Raw genomic sequence first — 19,019 nt, forward strand, 5'->3', positions numbered from 1 at the left:
CTATGGCCTATTTTAATTTGGCAATTTTATTAAGTCGTGCTATTTTTGCAGGGTTTAGTTTGCTCTTTATTATTGTTGCCTATAGCTTTATGCAGCCTTTTACGCATTATGCTCTGGGACATTCCAGAGAAAAAAATAGGTTCCTTTATCTCTGCCTAACCTTTATTCATTTAGGTGGTATAGCTATTTTAGCAGGAAAGACAACAGACGTAGTGGCACGAGTGGCTATTTTGCGTAATGGACTTATTGTTTTTATCCTGATGAGTCTGACACTTTGGCTTCTTAGATTTTGGCGAAGAGATAAAGAAATTGTTTTATGGAATCTTGTTTTTTTCTTGATGGATATGGGTTATTTGATGTTAGAGCGTTTAGATCACGATTTGGCAACAAAGCAAATAATTGCCTACCTATTAGGAGTAAGCTTTGCCCTTGTACTTCCAAGCCTTTTTTCACTAGTAATTCGTGCCAGCAATCGCTACTTGTATCTAGGCATCTTACTACTTACAATGCTTTTACCCTTTATTGCTGGAGATACCATATTAGGAGCGAAGAATTGGGTTAATATCGCAGGCTTACGTTTTCAACCTTCGGAAATTGGAAAAGTTGCTCTAGTCCTTTACTTGGCAGCACTATGGGGTGGAAAAAAGAAGATGACTTTTTTAGAAATTTTACAAGGCTCTTTAGTGGTAGCTATAGCTCTTGGCTGTTTGATTATTCAGCGTGATTTGGGAGCTGCCCTTTTATACTACATGACTTTTCTAGTGCTACTTTTGTTAGCTACTGGTAAGCTTTTACTTCCTTTATTAGGACTAGGATTAGGTGGTTTAGGGGGAGTAATGGGCTATTTTCTCTTTTCACATGTACAGGTACGTGTTGAGGCATGGCAAAACCCCTGGCAAGACATTACTGGTTCAGGATATCAAGTTGTTCAAGGTCTTTTTGCTATGGGAACTTGGGGATGGCTTGGAAGTGGCCTAACTCGTGGAACACCAAGTGTCATTCCTTTTGCTTCTACAGATTATATTTTTCCAGCTATTTGTGAAGAATTTGGAAACTTTATGGGGATTATTTTACTCCTATGCTATTTAGGGATTATTTTACAAACTTTACAAATTACAAGAAGACAACATAAGCGTTTTGAACTCTTGGTAACAATGGGAATAGGTGCTTTATTTACCTTACAAACTTTTATTATTTTAGGTGGGGTGCTTAAGATTATTCCACTTACAGGAATTACCACACCTTTTATGAGTGCAGGTGGTTCTTCTCTTGTTGTGAGCTTTGGCATGATTGGGCTACTTACCTATTTATCCTATCAAAGTAGAAAGCAAGACATAGAGGAGGGGGAAAATGACTAAAAAAAAGGAAAAAATCCCTTTTAAACCTATTAAAGAAAATGCTAAAATTTATCAAAAAAGTCGACCTAAAAAACCTATTACCTCTTTGGAAAACAATATGCGTTATACAGGTCTTGTAGGCGGTATGTATATAAGCCTATTTATGTTATTAATTGGTTATTTAGTTTATTTTACAGCTTTTAAACAAAAACAAATTGCAACACATCCTTATAATACACGATTAAACGTTATGGAAGAAGAAGTAGTAAGAGGGAATATTTATGATGCCAATGGAGAACTTTTGGCAATAAATAAAGAAGGGATACGTTATTATCCACAAGGTAATCTTTACGCTCATGCTGTAGGTTATGCTCAAATGGGTAAAACAGGTATGGAGGCGGTTGCCAATACCCAGCTTCTTTACCCAGACTATTCTTTTACTTCACTTTTTAAAAATGCTTTTCAAAATGAAAAATTTGAAGGGCGAAATGTGGTACTTACCTTAGATCAACGTTATCAAGAAGCTGCTGCAGAAGCTTTAGGAGACTATAAAGGTGGTGTAGTTGTATTAGAACCTTCTACAGGTAAGGTAAAAGCAATGTATTCAAGTCCTACCTTTAACCCTAATAATTTAAAGGAAAATTGGGAAGAACTAAGACAGGATACAGAACGCTCACCTTTAGTGAATCGTGCAACGAGTGGCTTATATCCACCAGGCTCTATTTTTAAAACACTGACAGCTCTTGCTTTTTTAGAAGAAAAAGGGGAGAATGCATATGACTTTACTTATACCTGTGAAGGAGAAATAAAAGGTGAAGATTACACAATTCAGTGTTATAATAAAACAAAGCATGGCAAGGTAGATTTAAAGCAAGCCTTTGCAGTATCTTGTAATACGTACTTCGTAAAGCTGACTCAAGAGATGCCGATAGAAAATCTAAAGGCTATGGCTGAAAAATGTGGTTTTAACGAAGTTTTAGCTTTTGATATGGATCATGCGATGAGTAGATATCAGCTTCTTGCGAGTGATACAGCTTTTGAGAAAGCTGCAACGTATATTGGGCAAGGTAAAACGCTGGTAAGTCCTTTGCATATGGCGATGCTTGCAGGAGCTATTGCTAATGATGGCATTTTGATGAAACCTTATCTTTTAGACCGTGCCACCAATCAAAAGGGAACAGATAAAATGAAAGTACTTCCTCAATATGTTTCAGCCATACTGGATGAAAAGCTTGCTAAGCAAATGCAAGAGCTTATGAGACAAGTGGTAAAGGAAGGAACAGGAAGTAAACTTGCCCGTAAAAATATTCAAGTAGCTGGTAAGACAGGTACAGCTCAAAATGAGACAGGTAAAGATCACTCTTGGTTTATGGGTTTTGCAACAGCTCTAGATAACAGCAAAGAGCCTATTGCTTTTGCAATTATTGTTGAAAATGGTGGGAAGGGTGCAAAAGCTCTTGATGTGACCAATAGACTATTACAGGTATATGAGAAGATAGAGGAATAGTGAAAATGTAAAGAGTAAAGAGGGACGTGTATGATAAGAATGGTAAGCTGTGGAGGGGTTGTTATCCATAAGGGAAAGATGCTCCTGCTTTATAAGGATTATAAACAAAAATATGTAGGCTGGGTACTTCCTAAAGGGACTGTAGAACCAGGAGAAACTCACCAGACGACAGCTCTTAGAGAAGTAAGAGAAGAGACAGGTGTTGAGGCGCGTATTATTCGGTTTATCGGTTCAAGTGAGTATACCTTTCAAGGTCATGAAGACCGTATTTGCAAAACAGTACATTGGTATCTGATGCAAGCAGATAGCTTTTATTGCAAACCCCAACGTGAGGAATATTTTATTGATGCAGGATACTATAAATATTACGAAGCCTATCATCTTTTAAAGTTTAGTGATGAGCGTTATATTCTTAAAAAAGCTTACCATTTATACAACGAATACCGTGGGCTCCATCATTCTTGAAAGTCTTATCTAGAAGGATAGGGCTTTTTTAATTGAATATTATAGAGGATAGTGATAGAATGGAAGAAGTATGAAAAAAAGTGTCGAGGAGTGCAACAAGAGATGACCAATAAAAGAGTATTATTAGTAGGATTTTATAATGAGAAAGCATTAGGTGTGAGGTATTTAGCTAATGCCATAGAAAAACATGGGTATGAACCACATGTTTTATTTTTTAAAGGCTTTAATAGTATTGAGCCCAGTAAAGCTACTGAAAAAGAATTAGAAATGCTCAGAGAGCTTATAAAAGAAATTAAACCCTGCTTTATTGGACTGAGTGTTATGAGTTCTTTATATTTAGAAACGATTTATCTTGTAAATAAAACAATTAAAGAGCATTTTGATATTCCTGTAGCTTGGGGAGGGGTATTTGCAACGCTTATGCCTGAAAAAGCAATAAAGGAATGTGATTTTGTTATGCGTGGTGAGGGTGAAAAAACCATTGTTGAGCTTTTAGATGCCTTACAAAACGGAGAAAGTTATGAAACAATCCAAAACCTTGCTTATTTAAATGCACAAGGTGAATACATATGTAATGAAATTCGTCCACTTGAACAAGATATTGACCTGTATGGTTATCCAGCCATTGGAGCAGAAAATATGTATCTAATCCATGGGGATAAAATACATAGAGGTGATCCTCAACTCAAGTCTTTTACTTATGAATTAAATGCTTCTAGAGGTTGTCCTTTTTCTTGTTCTTATTGCAGTGCTATTAACTTACGTCGTCTTTATAAAGGCAAAGGACGCTATGTACGTTTCCGCACTGTTGAAAGTGTAATGGATGAGTTAAATGAAGCGAAGCGCAAAATTCCTAAACTCCGTGTTATTCACTTTTGGGATGAGATTTTTTCAGATGAAGAAGGATGGGTAGAGGAATTTGCAAGACGTTATAAAAAAGAAATTGGTATTCCTTTCCGTATATGGGGGCATCCGATGAAGGTAGATAAAAAGATTATTACTCATCTTGTAGATGCAGGCTTACATCAAATTGTAGTAGGGATTCAAAGTGGTTCACCAACTGTAAGAAAAGATACTTTCCATCGTCCAGAGACGCAAGAACAAATTATAGCATCCAGTCATATTCTTTCAGAGTGTAAGGTGCCTAAGGTTTATTATGACTTTATGATTCGCCATCCGTTCGAAAACCAAGAGCAGCTTAAGGAAACCTTCTATTTATGTTTAGAGCTAGCTCATCCTTTTAGTCTCAATATCCATGGACTCAACTTTTTACCTGCTACGGATATTGTGCAAATGGCTATAGACCAAGGCTATCATACAAAAGAAGAGTTAGACAGTATGATGTTTAGTTCCATTCAGGAGCAATATGATCAATATTGGGGACCCAATGTATATCATAAAATTACAGCAGATAACCTCTGGGTAGCTCTTATTTATCTTACTCAATTTCCACAAATAAGAGAAGAAGTACTTCGTTTAGCTAAAGAAGTAGAAGCAGGTAGAGGTCAAAAAGAAGTCTTAAAGTTGAAGGATAAGATGGAGAGAAAAACAAAAATAAGTGAGTATATAAATAAAGCAAAATTAGTACTTAAAATAAAGTAAGATATCAATAAAGAACATCGGCACCCATTGCTGATGTTTTTTTAATTCTAAGAAGAGATAAAGACATACAAAAAAGCACATCTATATAGATGTGCTTTTTAATGCCGGCAGTGGGACTTGAACCCACACGTAGTTACCTACAACAGATTTTGAGTCTGCCTCGTCTGCCATTCCGACATGCCGGCCAATCTTGAATTGTTTTAAGACAAGTAGTATATTACCATATTCTAACTGAAAGTGCAAGTAAAATGTAAAGATATTCAGTGGTTTTTTGTAACTCACTAAAAAAGGAAAAGATTGTATCTTAATGCTTAATCGATTACAATAAAAGTAATGGCCTAAGATTTAAAGTAGAAGTTGGCCCATAGAAAGGAGGACAAGCTCATGGAAGAAGCAAGGGAAAGAATGCTGATTGAAAAAGTGAAAAGTGGCGACATGGAAGCTTTTGAAGAGCTACTCTTTCACTATGAGAAGCCCATTTATACTATTTGTTTACGCTTATTAAAGGATGAAGAAGAAGCCATGGATGCAGCACAGGAGGTTGCGCTTAAGTTATGGAAGCAGCTCCATCTTTTTAAATATAAATCAAAACTCAGTACATGGATTTATCGATTAACGACTAATCAATGTTTAGACCAGCTAAGAAAATGGAAGCATAAAAAAGATATTTCCCTCTTTCAACAAGATACTCATAAGAAAGAAGAATGGATATTTGAAAAACCAGATGAAGAGATTAGTATAGAAAAGCAAATCGAACAAAAAGAACTTCAAGCTATTTTACAACAAGCACTTATGGAATTAAAAGAAGATTATCGTACAATTTTAGTGCTACGTGATATACAACATTATGCTTATGAAGAGATTGCAGAGGTCTTAAATATCACTTTAGGAACGGTGAAATCGAGACTGTCCCGTGCAAGAGGGGCTCTTAAAAAAGTTTTGGAACAAAACAAGGAACCCTACCAATCTTTTTTTCGTCTAAAAAGGTAATAAGGAGTGTGTCCTATGAAATGTAAACATTGTATAGAGAGGCTATCAGAGTACTACGATAACCAACTTAATAGTAAAGAACAACAACAAATAGAAGCACATCTTGGCACATGCACTTATTGCCAAGAAGAGTGGCGAAAATGGAAATTTATTTTAGAAGAAGTACATCATTTAGAAGAAGTTCCTGTACCAGAAAATTTACATGAGCGTATGTTAGCAGGTGTAAAAAAGGAACAAAGTAAAGAATTAATAGATAAAAATCACAAAACTTTTACTAAGTATTGGTATAATCGATCATGGATAAAGGTTACGGGAAGTGTGGCAGCTGTTTTTATACTTGTCATAACTTTATCTCAACAAGGGGGATTTTTTAGAAAAGAAAGTAAAACCGAATCAGGGGTAGAACCTTTAACGGTTGCTCCTTATGAAGCACAAAGCATGATAACGGAAAGCGTGGGACCACAGACACGCATGGCTATACCTGAAGAACAAAATATACCAGAGGCAGCCTCTGCAGCAAATCATGCAGATACACAGGCAAATCAAAAGAGAGAGGGAACTATAAAACAAGATAATCAAGCAGTTGTAGAGCAATGGGTAGTTACGAACAAAGATCAAAAAAGTCTTTTAGAGACATTACAGACTTATAGTATAGAACAAGGTTTCACTCTATTTATGGAACAGGAAGATGTAGGGACAGAAGGTATCTACTTAACAGGTGTTAACGATAAGCAAGCTCTTAAAACTTTTTTAGAAGAAAGAGGAGCAGAAGTACAGATTACTGTGCAAGAAGCAGGAAAAGACCTTAAACTTTTTTTACAAACTGGGCAATAGGTCATAAAATTATAGAAATAAGGGAAGAGTGAAAGGAAGGACTTGACAGTTTCTATGGTTTTTGCTACATTAAGAGCGTAAAGTTATAATCCTTGCAGTGAAAAAGAAGAGTAGCATCTTTTAAAGATTTTTTAGCGAGATTGGGAGGGTGGAAGCCAATCAAATCCTAGATGTGAAGGCACTTTGGAGCAAGACTTAAAAGAGGAATAAGTCTAGGCTTATTCAATAAGGGTGGAACCGCGGAAGTTACCTTTCGTCCCTTGCCAGGGATGGGAGGTTTTTTATTTTATCCAAAAATGAGGAGGAGTCAATGAAATGGTTGAAAAAAGTATGCAACAAATAGTAGCTGTAGCTAAATCAAGAGGATTTGTTTATCCAGGATCTGAAATTTATGGTGGTCTTGCAAATTCATGGGATTACGGTCCACTAGGGGTAGAATTTAAGAATAATATAAAAAGAGCTTGGTGGAAAAAATTCATTCAAGAAAGTCCTTATAATGTAGGAGTAGATTGTGCCATTCTAATGAATCCACAAGTATGGGTAGCTTCAGGGCACGTTGGTGGCTTCAATGATCCACTTATGGATTGTAAAGCATGTAAGGAACGTTTTAGGGCAGATAAAATCATTGAAGATTATTTAGAAGAACAAGGTACTCCAGAAGTGGTAGATGGATGGACAAATGAACAGATGCAAAGCTTTATTAAAGAAAAGAATATTGCTTGTCCAACCTGTGGTGCCCATGACTTTACAGATATTCGCCAATTCAATTTAATGTTTAAAACTTTCCAAGGTGTAACCGAGGACTCTAAAAATGTAGTTTATCTACGTCCAGAAACTGCACAAGGTATTTTTGTTAATTTTAAGAGTGTACAACGTACAAGTCGTAAAAAAGTACCTTTTGGTATTGGTCAAATTGGTAAGTCTTTTAGAAATGAAATTACGCCAGGTAACTTTATCTTCCGTATTCGTGAGTTTGAACAAATGGAGCTTGAATTTTTCTGTAAACCAGGTACAGAGCTTGAATGGTTTGACTATTGGAGAAGCTATGCCAAAAACTTCTTATTAAATTTGGGAATTAAAGAAGAGAATATGCGTCTTCGTGACCACTCAGCAGAAGAACTTTCTCACTATAGTAATGCTACAACAGATATTGAGTTTCTTTTCCCATTTGGTTGGGGCGAGCTTTGGGGAATTGCAAGTCGTACAGATTTTGACTTAAAACAACATCAAACACACTCTGGAGAGGATATGCAATATTTTGATCCAACGACAAATGAAAAATATATCCCTTATTGTGTGGAGCCTTCTTTAGGAGCAGACCGTGTGACACTTGCTTTCTTATGTGAAGCATATGATGAAGAAACATTAGAAGATGGTGATACACGTACAGTTTTCCGCTTCCATCCTGCTCTTGCACCTGTGAAAGCTGCAGTACTTCCTCTTTCTAAGAAGCTTTCAGAAGAAGCAACTAAAGTATATGAACTACTTGCCAAAGAATTTAATGTAGAATTTGATGAGGCAGGTTCAATTGGTAAGCGTTATAGAAGGCAAGATGAAATAGGTACACCGTTCTGTATCACCTTTGATTTTGATTCGTTAGAAGACCAAATGGTAACTGTGCGTGATCGTGATACGATGGCACAAGAGCGTATTGCTATTAGTGAGCTTGTTAGTTATATTCATGACAAAATGAAGTTTTAGACAAAAAATAGCCAAAATCTAAGAAGATTTTGGCTATTTTTTTATTAATATAAGAAAACAAAAGGATATCTAAAAGAAAAAAGAAGGATAATGGTAAAAAATTAACAAAAAATAATATTTACTAATGTGAATAATGTTTAATATTATAAATGAAGTCATAAAAGTTTAAAACACTATGTCCTAATCTAAATTTTATGTTATAATAGGAAAGGAATGAAAAAAGGGGCAGGTCTGTAAATTCGCCGCCAATTGATTTACACCAGAACCTTAATCATTATGCATAAAATTTAGGAGGGAAATAAATGAGTAAGAAATGGGTTTATATGTTTCAGGAAGCAGAAGCTGGAAACAAAAATTTATTAGGTGGAAAAGGTGCCAATCTTGCAGAGATGACACAACTAGGTTTACCTATTCCTCAAGGATTTACAGTAACTACAGAAGCATGTACTGGTTACTATGAAAATGATAAAACACTTTCAGAAGAAATGATGAATCAAATTAAAGAATGCCTTGGCAAACTAGAAGAACTTGCAGGCAAAAAATTTGGTGACACAGAAAATCCACTTCTTGTTTCTGTACGTTCTGGTGCTCGCGTATCTATGCCAGGTATGATGGATACCGTTCTTAACTTAGGTCTTAATGATGTGGCTGTAGAAGGTCTTGCTAAAAAAACAGATAATGTACGTTTTGCATATGACTCTTATCGTCGCTTTATTCAAATGTTCTCAGACGTTGTAATGGAAATTCCAAAACCACGTTTTGAAAAAATTATAGATGAAATGAAAAAAGAAAAAGGTGTAGAACTTGACACTGACCTTACAGCAGACGACTTAAAAGAAATGGTTGTACGCTTTAAAGCACTTTACAAAGAAGAAAAAGGTGTAGATTTCCCACAAGAACCTGAATTCCAATTGATGGAATCTATCAAAGCTGTTTTCCGCTCTTGGATGAATCCACGTGCCATTATTTATAGAAGAATGCATGACTATCCATCTGAATGGGGTACAGCTGTAAACGTGCAAATGATGGTGTTTGGTAACATGGGAGAAACTTCTGGTACAGGCGTTGCCTTCACAAGAAACCCTGCAACAGGTGAAAATAAAATTTATGGTGAATATTTAATCAATGCACAAGGTGAGGATGTTGTTGCGGGTATTCGTACGCCTAATCCAATTACTCAGCTTGAACAAGACATGCCAGAGGTATACAAGGAGTTTACAGAAATCTATACAAAACTTGAAAATCACTACCGTGATATGCAAGATATGGAGTTTACTGTTGAAGAAGGTAAATTATTCTTCCTTCAAACACGTAATGGAAAGAGAACAGCACAAGCTGCTCTTAAAATTGCTGTAGACCTTGTAGCAGAAGGGAAAATTGATGAAAAAACAGCTGTTTGCCGTGTTGATCCTAAACAACTTGATCAACTACTTCATCCAACCTTTGATACAAAGGCATTAAAAGCTGCTAAGATAATTGGTAGTGCACTTCCAGCTTCACCAGGTGCAGCAACAGGTAAAGTATATTTCACAGCTGAAGATGCAAAAAATGCAGCAGCTGCAGGTGAAAGAGTTATCCTTGTTCGCTTGGAAACTTCTCCAGAAGATATTGAAGGTATGGTAGCTGCTCAAGGTATCTTAACTGTACGTGGTGGTATGACTTCTCACGCAGCAGTAGTTGCTCGTGGTATGGGGACTTGCTGTGTATCTGGTTGTGGAGAAATCAAAATTGATGAAGAAGCTAAATACTTCACACTAGGTGGAACTACCTATAAAGAAGGCGACTACATTTCACTAGATGGTTCTACAGGTAATATTTATGGTGAAGAAATTAAAACAGTGGAACCAGAAATTACAGGTGACTTTGAAACACTTATGGCTTGGGCTGACAAAGCAAGAGTACTTAAGGTAAGAACCAATGCAGATACACCAAAAGATGCAGCCAATGCAGTACGCTTTGGTGCAGAAGGTATCGGGCTTTGCCGTACAGAACATATGTTCTTTGAAGAAGATCGTATTATGAAAATTCGTAAAATGATTGTTTCTAAAACAGTTGAAGATAGAAAAGAAGCCCTTAAAGCTCTTCTACCCCTTCAAAGAGGAGATTTTGCAGGCATTTATGAGGCGATGGAAGGTAGACCGGTTACAGTTCGTCTTCTTGACCCACCACTTCATGAGTTTGTACCTCACACAGATGAAGATATTGCAGAGCTTGCAAAAGAAATGAAACTAGATTTTGAAGATCTTAAAGCAACGGTAGAAGGACTCAAAGAGTTTAACCCAATGATGGGGCATCGTGGTTGCCGTTTAGCAGTGACTTATCCTGAAATTGCAGAAATGCAAACACGTGCTATTATTGAAGCTGCTGTACAAGTGAAGAAAGAAAAAGGTTACGACATTGTACCAGAAATCATGATTCCACTTGTAGGCGAAAAGAAAGAACTTAAATTTGTGAAAGATGTTGTTGTTCGTACAGCAAATGAAGTTATTAAAGAATCAGGTATTGAAATGGAATACCATGTAGGTACAATGATTGAAATCCCACGTGCTGCACTTACAGCAGATGCTATTGCAGAGGAAGCAGAATTCTTCTCATTTGGTACAAATGACTTAACACAAATGACCTTTGGTTTCTCTCGTGATGATGCTGGTAAATTCCTACCTGCTTACTACGATACAAATATTTATGAAAGCGATCCATTTGCAAGACTTGATCAAACAGGTGTTGGTCAACTTATAGAGATGGCTGCTGAAAAAGGACGACAAACACGTCCAAACATTAAACTTGGTATCTGTGGTGAACATGGTGGTGATCCATCTTCTGTAGAGTTCTGCCATAAAGTAGGTTTAAATTATGTATCTTGTTCACCATTTAGAGTGCCAATTGCAAGACTTGCTGCTGCACAAGCTGCGCTTACTCAAAAATAAGAATATATTTCATAAAAGTGCTACATAAGGCTTGCCTTATCGTAGTACTTTTTGTTTGTGCGATTATACTAAAAAAAATGTGCTTTTATGACACTTTTTGTTTCTTTAAACAAATTTGTCATTTAAAAAAGGAAATGGAGAAATTATGTAGTATTACTAATAGTATGTGAGGTGATAAAAATGTGCCATCGAAGAAGGCAAGAGGCATTTGAAAAAGAGTATTTAAGTCCTTATGCTATGCGAGTGAGTCAATCTAAAGGGCGAGAGCGTTTAGAAGAGGAATGTGAAGTTCGAACAGCCTTTCAACGTGATCGTGATCGTATCTTACATTCAAAAGCTTTTCGAAGGATGGCTCATAAGACACAAGTTTTTATTTCACCAGAAGGAGATCATTATAGAACGCGGTTAACACATACGCTAGAAGTAGCGCAGATTGCACGAACACTTGCAAGAGCTCTAAGGCTGAATGAAGATTTAACAGAAGCTATTGCCTTAGGACATGACTTAGGACATACGCCCTTTGGACATACAGGTGAGAGAGTTTTATCAGAATTAACAGAAAGACGTTTTTCACATAATAAACATAGTTTGCGTGTAGTTGAGAAACTAGAAAATGAAGGAAAAGGACTTAATTTGACCTATGAAGTGCGGGATGGTATAGTTAATCATCCCACCAGTGGACATCCTCAGACTTTAGAGGGATGTATTGTTCAAATTGCTGATAAAATAGCTTACATTAATCATGATATTGATGATGCAATTAGAGGGAAGGTATTGACACAAGACGATTTACCCCTAAAGTATCGTCAAGTATTGGGGGAGACATCTAGTATTCGGATTAATCGTATCATTATGGATCTTATTAATGAGAGTAATGGAAAATCCATGATAAAAATGAGTCAATCTATGCAGACAGCTTTTTATGGTATGCGTCAGTTTTTATTTGATAAGGTCTACATTGGTTCTTCTGCTAAAGAGCAGGAAGGAAAGGCAGAGCAAGTAATTCGTCAGCTTTATGCTTACTATATCCATAAACTAGAGGCATTGCCACCTCATATTTATCAAAAATTAGAGTATGGAGAAACAAAGGAACAACTTGTTTGTGATTATATTGCAGGGATGACAGATCGTTATGCGATTCATTGTTTTTGTGATTTGTTTTTTCCTGCATCTTGGAATATTTACTAAGAATAGAATAAGGTTTCTTTAAACATAAGATTAGATAGAAAGAAGGAGAGTAGATGTATCCCCAACATGTGATTGAAGAGATTAGACAACGCAGTGATATTGTATCTATTATCTCCGAACATACGAGTCTTACAAAAAAAGGAAATAATTACACAGGTTTATGTCCCTTTCATACGGAAAAAACACCTTCTTTTTCTGTCAGTGAGGATAAGCAACTTTATTATTGTTTTGGATGCGGAGCAGGTGGCAATATACTAACTTTTTTGATGCAAAAAGAGAATATGAACTTTGTAGAAGCACTTAAATATTTAGCAGAACGTGAAAATATATCTCTAGAAGAAGATTATCTTTCACCAGAGGAAGTGGAACGTACACATCATCGTCAAAAACTTCTAGAAGTTTTAAAGGAAGCAGGTAAATATTTTTATTACATGCTAAGAGATGCTACTCATAAAGAGGTACTTCATTATTTAACAGAACGTGGTCTGAATTTAGATACAATTAAACAATTTGGTATTGGTTATTCTCCAGCTACGTATAATGGATTATATAAATATTTAGAACAAAAGGGCTATTCTAAAGAACTTCTTATGGAGTCTGGATTATTTGTAGTAGGTAAGCAGTCACAAGTTATAGCAGATCGTTTTATGGGACGTGTAATTTTTCCAATTTTTGATACAAGTAAAAAAGTAATTGCCTTTGGGGCCCGTGTATTAGATAATAGTTTACCTAAGTATTTAAATTCACCTGAAAATCTTTTGTTTAATAAAAGTAACACATTATATGGTTTACATTTAGCAAGAAGTAGTGCCAGTACCTATTTTATTTTAGTAGAAGGCTATATGGATGTTATAGCTATGCATCAAGCTGGATTTACTCAGACAGTAGCTTCATTAGGTACGGCTTTTACGCCACTTCATGCAAAGCTTTTAAAGCGTTATACAAAGGAAGTGGTTATTCTCTATGACAGTGATAGTGCGGGTATTAAGGCTGTTCAGCGTGCTATTCCTATTTTGCGAAATGAAGGGCTCAAGGTAAGGGTACTACAGCTTAAGGAAGGGAAAGATCCTGATGAATACTTAAAAACTCATGGTAGAGAAAGTCTAAAACGTTTATTGGAGGAGGCAACGACAGATGTATGGTTTGAGATTTCACGTTTAGAACTTCAATATGATTTAAAGGTAACAGAACAAAAGGTGAAGTTTTTACAAGAAGTTGCTTACAAGCTAAGTGATTTAGAAAGTAGTATTGAGCAAACGCTTTATGCAGAGGAAATAAGTGAACAATATGGGATTGACCTCAATGTTTTAAAAGCAGAGATTGTTCAACATTATAAGCGCAAGCAGCTCCTTCCTAGAGGCTATAATGCCAAAGCATCTGTACCTGTTAAAAAGCCAGTGTTAAGTGCAGAAGTAAACTTTTTAGCAACTATTTATCATTATCCACATATTGGAAAGCAAATAGGAGATTATGTGACATGGGAGATGTTTGAAACGCCTTTATTACAGGATTTAGCTAGAGTTATTAATGAAGTACTTGTGGAACAGAAACCCTTGGATATGGATTATTTTGCAGCTACCTATCCAGAAGCTCAAGACCAAACTATTATTTCATATGTTTTAATGAACTATGATGAGCGTTATGAGGATCAGAGTGTTCTAGAAAAAATGGTGCTAGAAAATATAAAAAGAATTAAGAAAAGTTATATTGAGAAAAAAAGCAGAACAGCAAAAGATGTAACCGAGATACAGAATCTACTATTACAAAAAAACGACCTTGACAAATTGTATATTGATTTTAGAAATGGTTAGAATAGTAGACAGGAGAAAGGATGGATAATCGTGAAAGATATGGCAGAACAGAAGCTAGCGTTTAAGACGAAGCTTGACCAATTAATGACTATTGCAAAAGAAAAAAAGGGGGTACTTGAACAAGACGATATCAATGATGTTTTCGCAGATATGGATTTGGACCCCACTAAGATTGAACAGATTTATGAATATTTAGAATCTCAAAATATTGATATAATAGGTAATATCACAGAAGTTGAGTTAGAAGTAGAGGAAGAGGATATTGATATTACCAATCTACCAGATGGTATCAGTATTGATGACCCTGTACGTATGTACCTTAAAGAAATCGGCAAAGTACCTCTGTTATCAGCAGACGAAGAGATTCGTTTAGCAGAACGTATGCAAGAAGGTGACCAAGAAGCTAAGAAAAAATTAGCAGAAGCAAATTTAAGACTTGTTGTTAGTATTGCTAAACGTTATGTGGGACGAGGGATGCTTTTTCTTGACCTTATACAAGAAGGGAATTTGGGGCTTATCAAAGCTGTTGAAAAATTTGACTATACAAAAGGTTTTAAGTTTAGTACCTATGCGACTTGGTGGATTAGGCAGGCAATCACTCGTGCTATAGCAGACCAAGCGCGTACCATCCGTATTCCTGTGCATATGGTAGAAACCATCAATAAGTTAATGCGTGTTTCACGTCAACTTCTTCAAGAGTTAGGTCGTGACCCACAGCCAGAAGAAATTGCTAAAGAAATGGAAATGAGTGTAGCTAAGGTACGTGAAATTATGAAAATTTCTCAAGAGCCTGTTTCGTTAGAAACACCCATTGGAGAAGAAGAAGATAGTCACTTAGGAGATTTTATTCCTGATGAGGATATTCCTGTACCAGCAGAAGCAGCAGCCTTTACACTTCTTAAAGAGCAGCTTATAGAAGTTTTAGATACCTTAACAGAAAGAGAACAAAAAGTTCTTCGCTTACGTTTTGGATTAGATGATGGTAGAGCAAGAACTTTAGAAGAAGTCGGCAAGGAGTTTAATGTAACACGTGAGCGTATTCGCCAAATTGAAGCTAAAGCACTCCGTAAATTACGTCACCCAAGTCGTAGTAAAAAATTAAAAGATTACTTAGAGTAGAAGTTGACTTGTCAACTTCTCTTTTTGATAGAGAGGATAGAATATGGAAGTACAATTATCCAAAAGATTACAAGCTATTGCAGATTGTGTACCTGCTGGAAGCCGTGTGGTGGATGTGGGAACAGACCATGGCTATATTCCTATTTATTTAATTCAAAATCATATTGTGAAGAGTTGTATTGCAACAGATATTAATAAGGGGCCAGTTGCTAATGCCAAAAGGCAAATTGCACGTTTTGGTTTAAAGGATATTGATGTACGATTAGGTAGAGGGCTTGAGCCTATCCGAGAAGGGGAAACGGATGTTCTTATGATTTCAGGTATGGGTGGCTATTTGATTTGTGATATTCTTAAAGCAGCACTTCCCTTAGTTAAGAAGAGCTCGCAGCTTATTTTACAACCTCAGCAAGATGTGCCTGTAGTACGCCGTTTTTTACACACCATAGGTTTCTGTATAAGTAATGAATGCTTTGTAGAGGATGAAGGGAAATATTATACTATTCTTGTGGCACAACCAGGTAAAGAGTGTTATACAAAAGAATATGAGTATACTTATGGCAAATGTCTTATTGAAAAGAGAGATCCTATTTTTAAAGAGTGGCTCCTTTTAAAACAAAAACGGTTGGAAGCTATTGAAGCGCAATTAGAAGGGGTAGAGACGCCTACTAGCTTAAAACGCAAAGAAGCTTTAAAAAAAGAAAAATTAATGCATAAAGAGGTAATGGCATGTATATTTTAAAGGATATAATGACTTATTTGGAGCAACTGGCTCCTTTGAAATTGGCTGAAAAATGGGATAATGTAGGACTCATGCTAGGAAGTCGTAGACAGTCTGTTCAAAAGGTATTATGTGCACTTGATGTGAATGAAGAAGTTGTGGAAGAAGCTATAAAGAGTAGGGTGCAATGTATCATTACACACCATCCCTTTTTCTTTTCAGAGATTAAGTGTGTAGATTTAGATACTAAAAAAGGGATGCTCATTGCTCAACTGCTCTCACATTCTATAAGTGTTTATAGTATGCATACGAATTTCGATAGCGCTCCCTCTGGTCTAAATGATTTCTTATGTACACAGCTAGGTCTAAAAAATTGTCAAGTTCTACAGATAACAGGTCGTGATAGCCTTTACAAGGGGATAGTATATGTACCAGAAACACACTATGAAAAGGTGCGTGAGGCAATTATTACCCATAATCCATATAAGCTAGGTATGTATACTGGTTGTACATTTACAAGTCAAGGAGAGGGAACTTTTAAGCCACTCGAGGGAAGCCATCCATACATAGGCAAGCAGCAGCAGTTGGAGAAGGTAGCTGAAAAGAAGATTGAGTGGTTATGTAGGGCGAGTGACCTTCAAGCGCTTTTAGCAGTGGTTCGTGAAGTACATCCTTACGAAGAAGTTGCTTTTGATGTGTATAAGATGCAACATCTTGAAGAAGTCTATGGTTTAGGACGTTATGGTGAGTTAGAAAGGCCAGTTACCTTTGAAGCCTTTTTAGAAAAAGTAAAATATGTTTTCAATATTAAACAATTGCGCAGCACTCAACTCACCTTTGAAAAACCCATTCAGCGCGTTGCTATTTGCTCAGGAAGTGGAGCGAGTTTTTTAACACGAGCAGCTCAAGTGGCAGACTTATATATTACAGGGGATATGAAATTTCATGAAGCACAAGAGGCTAAAAGCCTTGGATTATGTGTATTAGACGTAGGGCACTATGCCTCTGAGAATGGTGCTATGGCTTATCTAGGACAAAAGCTTTCGGAGACATTTGAAAATTTAGAGGTTGTGATTTCAAAAGTGCATGCAGAAACCTTGCATATACTCTAACTAAAAAGGGGGAAATAAGATGATACAAACAATCAAGGTAACACTTAAGGATGGGCGCATTTTAAGTTATGAAAAACCTGTTTCACTTTATGAAATAGCAGAGACAGTTCAAAAAGAATACCCCTATCCCATCATGCTAGCCAAAACGCCTACAGGTTTTAAGGAACTCTGCCAAGTTATAAAAGAAGACATACAGGACTTAGAATTTGTAGACTTAAGTCAAAAAGATGGCATGCGAGTATATCAACGCAGTGCGACTTTCCTTATGATTGTGGCAGCTAAACGTTTAAAACCAACTTGTAATATCTATATTAATCATCATATTACAGGAGGTTATTTTTGTGAATTTGAAGATGCTACCATGTCTAATGAAGCTTTTATTGCACAGATTGAAGATGAAATGAAGCAGATGGTAGGAGAAGCATTACCTATTTCAAAATATACTTTTTCCACTGATGAAGCCTTAAAACTTTTTGAAAAAGAAAAAATGTTTGATAAAAAAGAACTTTTTAAGTACCGTAGAACGTCAACCATTAATGTATATGATCTAGATGGATTTAAAAATTATTTCTATGGCTATATGCTGACCAATACAAGGTGGATTACACTCTTTAAACTCATACCGTATGCACATGGTTTTATCTTACAGTTTCCTAAAGAAAGTGATCCTTCTGTTCTTGCTGATTTCATACCTCAACCCAAGCTTTCGGAAGTGTTTAGGGAGTCTGAACAGTGGGCAAAGATTATGGGGGTTGATATAGTAGCTTCTCTTAACCGTGTCATTTCTCAGGGGCAAGCAGAGGATTTGATTCGCATTTCAGAGGCTCTTCATGAGAAAAAAATCGCTCAAATTGCAGATAAAATTGTAGCTAAAGAAAAGGTAAAGTTAGTTCTTATCGCAGGTCCTTCTTCCTCAGGAAAAACAACTTTTGCTCAGCGGCTTTGTATCCAACTACGTGTTAATGGAGTAAAGCCACATGTCATATCTATTGATGATTATTTTGTTAACAGGGAATTTACGCCACGTGATGAAAGTGGAGCGTATGATTTTGAAGCTTTAGAAGCCATCGACATTGCATTATTTAATGAACACATGAATCGCCTTATCCAGGGTGAAGAAGTAGAGATTCCTAGCTTTAACTTTGTAACAGGACAAAGGCAATATAAGGGGCATCGTGTACAGCTAGAGGCAGAAGATATACTTGTAATTGAAGGAATTCATGGTTTAAATGAAAAATTAAGCTATGCAGTACCTAAAGAGAATAAATTCAAAGTGTATGTTAGTTGTCTCACACAGCTAAATATTGATCATCATAATCGCATTCCTACAACAGATACTAGGCTTATCCGTCGTATGATTCGAGATAATGAATACCGTGGCATATCACCTGAGCGTACTATTGAGTTATGGGCTTCTGTAAGAAGAGGTGAAAACAAAAATATTTTTCCTTATCAAGAAGAAGCAGACGTGATGTTTAATACCGTATTAATTTATGAATTAGCTGTTTTAAAGCAAAAAGCTGAAGCCTTACTTTTTGGAGTGGATCGCCAATCTCCTTATTATCCTGAGGCAAAACGAATGCTAAAGTTTTTAGAATATTTCTTGGGAATGGATACAACCTGTATCCCAACAACATCTATTATTCGTGAATTTATTGGTGGTAGCTCCTTACATTCCTAATTGACAATAATGTAAGGTTATGCTATT

Annotated in this window: 14 protein-coding genes, 1 tRNA gene and 1 other annotated feature; of the genes, 14 read left to right on the forward strand and 1 reads right to left on the reverse strand. The window is 36.2% G+C overall.

The window, feature by feature from the left end; translation table 11 throughout:
• Positions 1-2 precede the first annotated feature (2 nt).
• The 4 genes from CS063_RS06900 to CS063_RS06915 all read left to right on the forward strand — a co-directional run bounded on the left by CS063_RS06900 (position 3) and on the right by CS063_RS06915 (position 4,911).
• Positions 3-1,358 carry an FtsW/RodA/SpoVE family cell cycle protein gene (locus CS063_RS06900; protein WP_099448966.1) on the forward strand — a complete coding sequence of 452 codons (1,356 nt, stop codon included), beginning with the start codon at positions 3-5 and terminating at the stop codon, positions 1,356-1,358.
• Positions 1,351-2,844 (forward strand): peptidoglycan D,D-transpeptidase FtsI family protein, encoded by a 1,494-nt coding sequence (locus CS063_RS06905; protein ID WP_099448967.1) that lies wholly within the window; start codon positions 1,351-1,353, stop codon positions 2,842-2,844. Before CS063_RS06900 ends, CS063_RS06905 begins: the two co-directional genes overlap by 8 nt.
• A gap of 30 nt (positions 2,845-2,874) precedes the next feature.
• Positions 2,875-3,309 carry an NUDIX hydrolase gene (locus CS063_RS06910; RefSeq protein WP_099448968.1) on the forward strand — a complete coding sequence of 145 codons (435 nt, stop codon included), beginning with the start codon at positions 2,875-2,877 and terminating at the stop codon, positions 3,307-3,309.
• A gap of 102 nt (positions 3,310-3,411) precedes the next feature.
• On the forward strand, positions 3,412-4,911 hold the full coding sequence (locus tag CS063_RS06915; RefSeq protein ID WP_099448969.1) for a B12-binding domain-containing radical SAM protein: 1,500 nt from the start codon (positions 3,412-3,414) through the stop codon (positions 4,909-4,911).
• Between the two features lie 102 nt (positions 4,912-5,013).
• On the opposite strand, the gene CS063_RS06920 is transcribed toward CS063_RS06915, so the two are convergent.
• Positions 5,014-5,096, reverse strand: a tRNA-Leu gene (locus tag CS063_RS06920).
• 199 nt (positions 5,097-5,295) lie between these two features.
• On the opposite strand from CS063_RS06920, the gene CS063_RS06925 reads away from it, so the two are divergent.
• The 10 genes from CS063_RS06925 to CS063_RS06970 all read left to right on the forward strand — a co-directional run bounded on the left by CS063_RS06925 (position 5,296) and on the right by CS063_RS06970 (position 18,992).
• Positions 5,296-5,901 carry an RNA polymerase sigma factor gene (locus CS063_RS06925; protein WP_099448970.1) on the forward strand — a complete coding sequence of 202 codons (606 nt, stop codon included), beginning with the start codon at positions 5,296-5,298 and terminating at the stop codon, positions 5,899-5,901.
• Between the two features lie 15 nt (positions 5,902-5,916).
• A complete protein-coding gene (locus CS063_RS06930; RefSeq protein ID WP_099448971.1) occupies positions 5,917-6,735 on the forward strand; it encodes an anti-sigma factor family protein in 819 nt (272 codons plus the stop codon).
• Between the two features lie 88 nt (positions 6,736-6,823).
• Positions 6,824-6,999: a binding site (T-box leader), on the forward strand.
• Between the two features lie 51 nt (positions 7,000-7,050).
• Complete coding sequence (locus tag CS063_RS06935; protein ID WP_099448972.1) at positions 7,051-8,436, forward strand: glycine--tRNA ligase; 1,386 nt, start codon at positions 7,051-7,053, stop codon at positions 8,434-8,436.
• A 302-nt stretch (positions 8,437-8,738) separates the two neighbouring features.
• Positions 8,739-11,363 (forward strand): pyruvate, phosphate dikinase, encoded by a 2,625-nt coding sequence (gene ppdK, locus CS063_RS06940; RefSeq protein WP_099448973.1) that lies wholly within the window; start codon positions 8,739-8,741, stop codon positions 11,361-11,363.
• 180 nt (positions 11,364-11,543) lie between these two features.
• Positions 11,544-12,551, forward strand: coding sequence for a deoxyguanosinetriphosphate triphosphohydrolase (locus CS063_RS06945; RefSeq protein ID WP_099448974.1), 1,008 nt, complete (start codon positions 11,544-11,546; stop codon positions 12,549-12,551).
• A 53-nt stretch (positions 12,552-12,604) separates the two neighbouring features.
• On the forward strand, positions 12,605-14,362 hold the full coding sequence (gene dnaG, locus CS063_RS06950) for a DNA primase (protein ID WP_099448975.1): 1,758 nt from the start codon (positions 12,605-12,607) through the stop codon (positions 14,360-14,362).
• 39 nt (positions 14,363-14,401) lie between these two features.
• A complete protein-coding gene (rpoD, locus tag CS063_RS06955; RefSeq protein ID WP_099449085.1) occupies positions 14,402-15,481 on the forward strand; it encodes an RNA polymerase sigma factor RpoD in 1,080 nt (359 codons plus the stop codon).
• A 43-nt stretch (positions 15,482-15,524) separates the two neighbouring features.
• Positions 15,525-16,220, forward strand: a complete 696-nt coding sequence (locus CS063_RS06960; protein ID WP_099448976.1) for a tRNA (adenine(22)-N(1))-methyltransferase — start codon at positions 15,525-15,527, stop codon at positions 16,218-16,220.
• On the forward strand, positions 16,208-17,311 hold the full coding sequence (locus CS063_RS06965) for a Nif3-like dinuclear metal center hexameric protein (protein ID WP_099448977.1): 1,104 nt from the start codon (positions 16,208-16,210) through the stop codon (positions 17,309-17,311). Before CS063_RS06960 ends, CS063_RS06965 begins: the two co-directional genes overlap by 13 nt.
• 19 nt (positions 17,312-17,330) lie before the next feature.
• Positions 17,331-18,992: a nucleoside kinase gene (locus tag CS063_RS06970; protein WP_099448978.1), complete on the forward strand. Its 1,662-nt coding sequence runs from the start codon at positions 17,331-17,333 to the stop codon at positions 18,990-18,992.
• Positions 18,993-19,019 lie beyond the last annotated feature (27 nt).

This window comes from Sporanaerobium hydrogeniformans (genome assembly GCF_002735925.1).
Taxonomy (GTDB): Bacteria; Bacillota; Clostridia; order Lachnospirales; family Cellulosilyticaceae; genus Sporanaerobium; species Sporanaerobium hydrogeniformans.

What these genes read in the sequence shown, in the direction of transcription:
- CS063_RS06925 (WP_099448970.1), top strand. Translation starts at nt 5,296, where the DNA reads ATGGAAGAAGCAAGGGAAAGAATGCTGATTGAAAAAGTGAAAAGTGGC.
- CS063_RS06905 (WP_099448967.1), top strand. Translation starts at nt 1,351, where the DNA reads ATGACTAAAAAAAAGGAAAAAATCCCTTTTAAACCTATTAAAGAAAAT.
- CS063_RS06910 (WP_099448968.1), top strand. Translation starts at nt 2,875, where the DNA reads ATGATAAGAATGGTAAGCTGTGGAGGGGTTGTTATCCATAAGGGAAAG.
- CS063_RS06970 (WP_099448978.1), top strand. Translation starts at nt 17,331, where the DNA reads ATGATACAAACAATCAAGGTAACACTTAAGGATGGGCGCATTTTAAGT.
- CS063_RS06960 (WP_099448976.1), top strand. Translation starts at nt 15,525, where the DNA reads ATGGAAGTACAATTATCCAAAAGATTACAAGCTATTGCAGATTGTGTA.
- CS063_RS06900 (WP_099448966.1), top strand. Translation starts at nt 3, where the DNA reads ATGGCCTATTTTAATTTGGCAATTTTATTAAGTCGTGCTATTTTTGCA.
- rpoD (WP_099449085.1), top strand. Translation starts at nt 14,402, where the DNA reads ATGGCAGAACAGAAGCTAGCGTTTAAGACGAAGCTTGACCAATTAATG.
- CS063_RS06915 (WP_099448969.1), top strand. Translation starts at nt 3,412, where the DNA reads ATGACCAATAAAAGAGTATTATTAGTAGGATTTTATAATGAGAAAGCA.
- ppdK (WP_099448973.1), top strand. Translation starts at nt 8,739, where the DNA reads ATGAGTAAGAAATGGGTTTATATGTTTCAGGAAGCAGAAGCTGGAAAC.
- dnaG (WP_099448975.1), top strand. Translation starts at nt 12,605, where the DNA reads ATGTATCCCCAACATGTGATTGAAGAGATTAGACAACGCAGTGATATT.
- CS063_RS06945 (WP_099448974.1), top strand. Translation starts at nt 11,544, where the DNA reads ATGTGCCATCGAAGAAGGCAAGAGGCATTTGAAAAAGAGTATTTAAGT.
- CS063_RS06930 (WP_099448971.1), top strand. Translation starts at nt 5,917, where the DNA reads ATGAAATGTAAACATTGTATAGAGAGGCTATCAGAGTACTACGATAAC.
- CS063_RS06965 (WP_099448977.1), top strand. Translation starts at nt 16,208, where the DNA reads ATGTATATTTTAAAGGATATAATGACTTATTTGGAGCAACTGGCTCCT.
- CS063_RS06935 (WP_099448972.1), top strand. Translation starts at nt 7,051, where the DNA reads ATGGTTGAAAAAAGTATGCAACAAATAGTAGCTGTAGCTAAATCAAGA.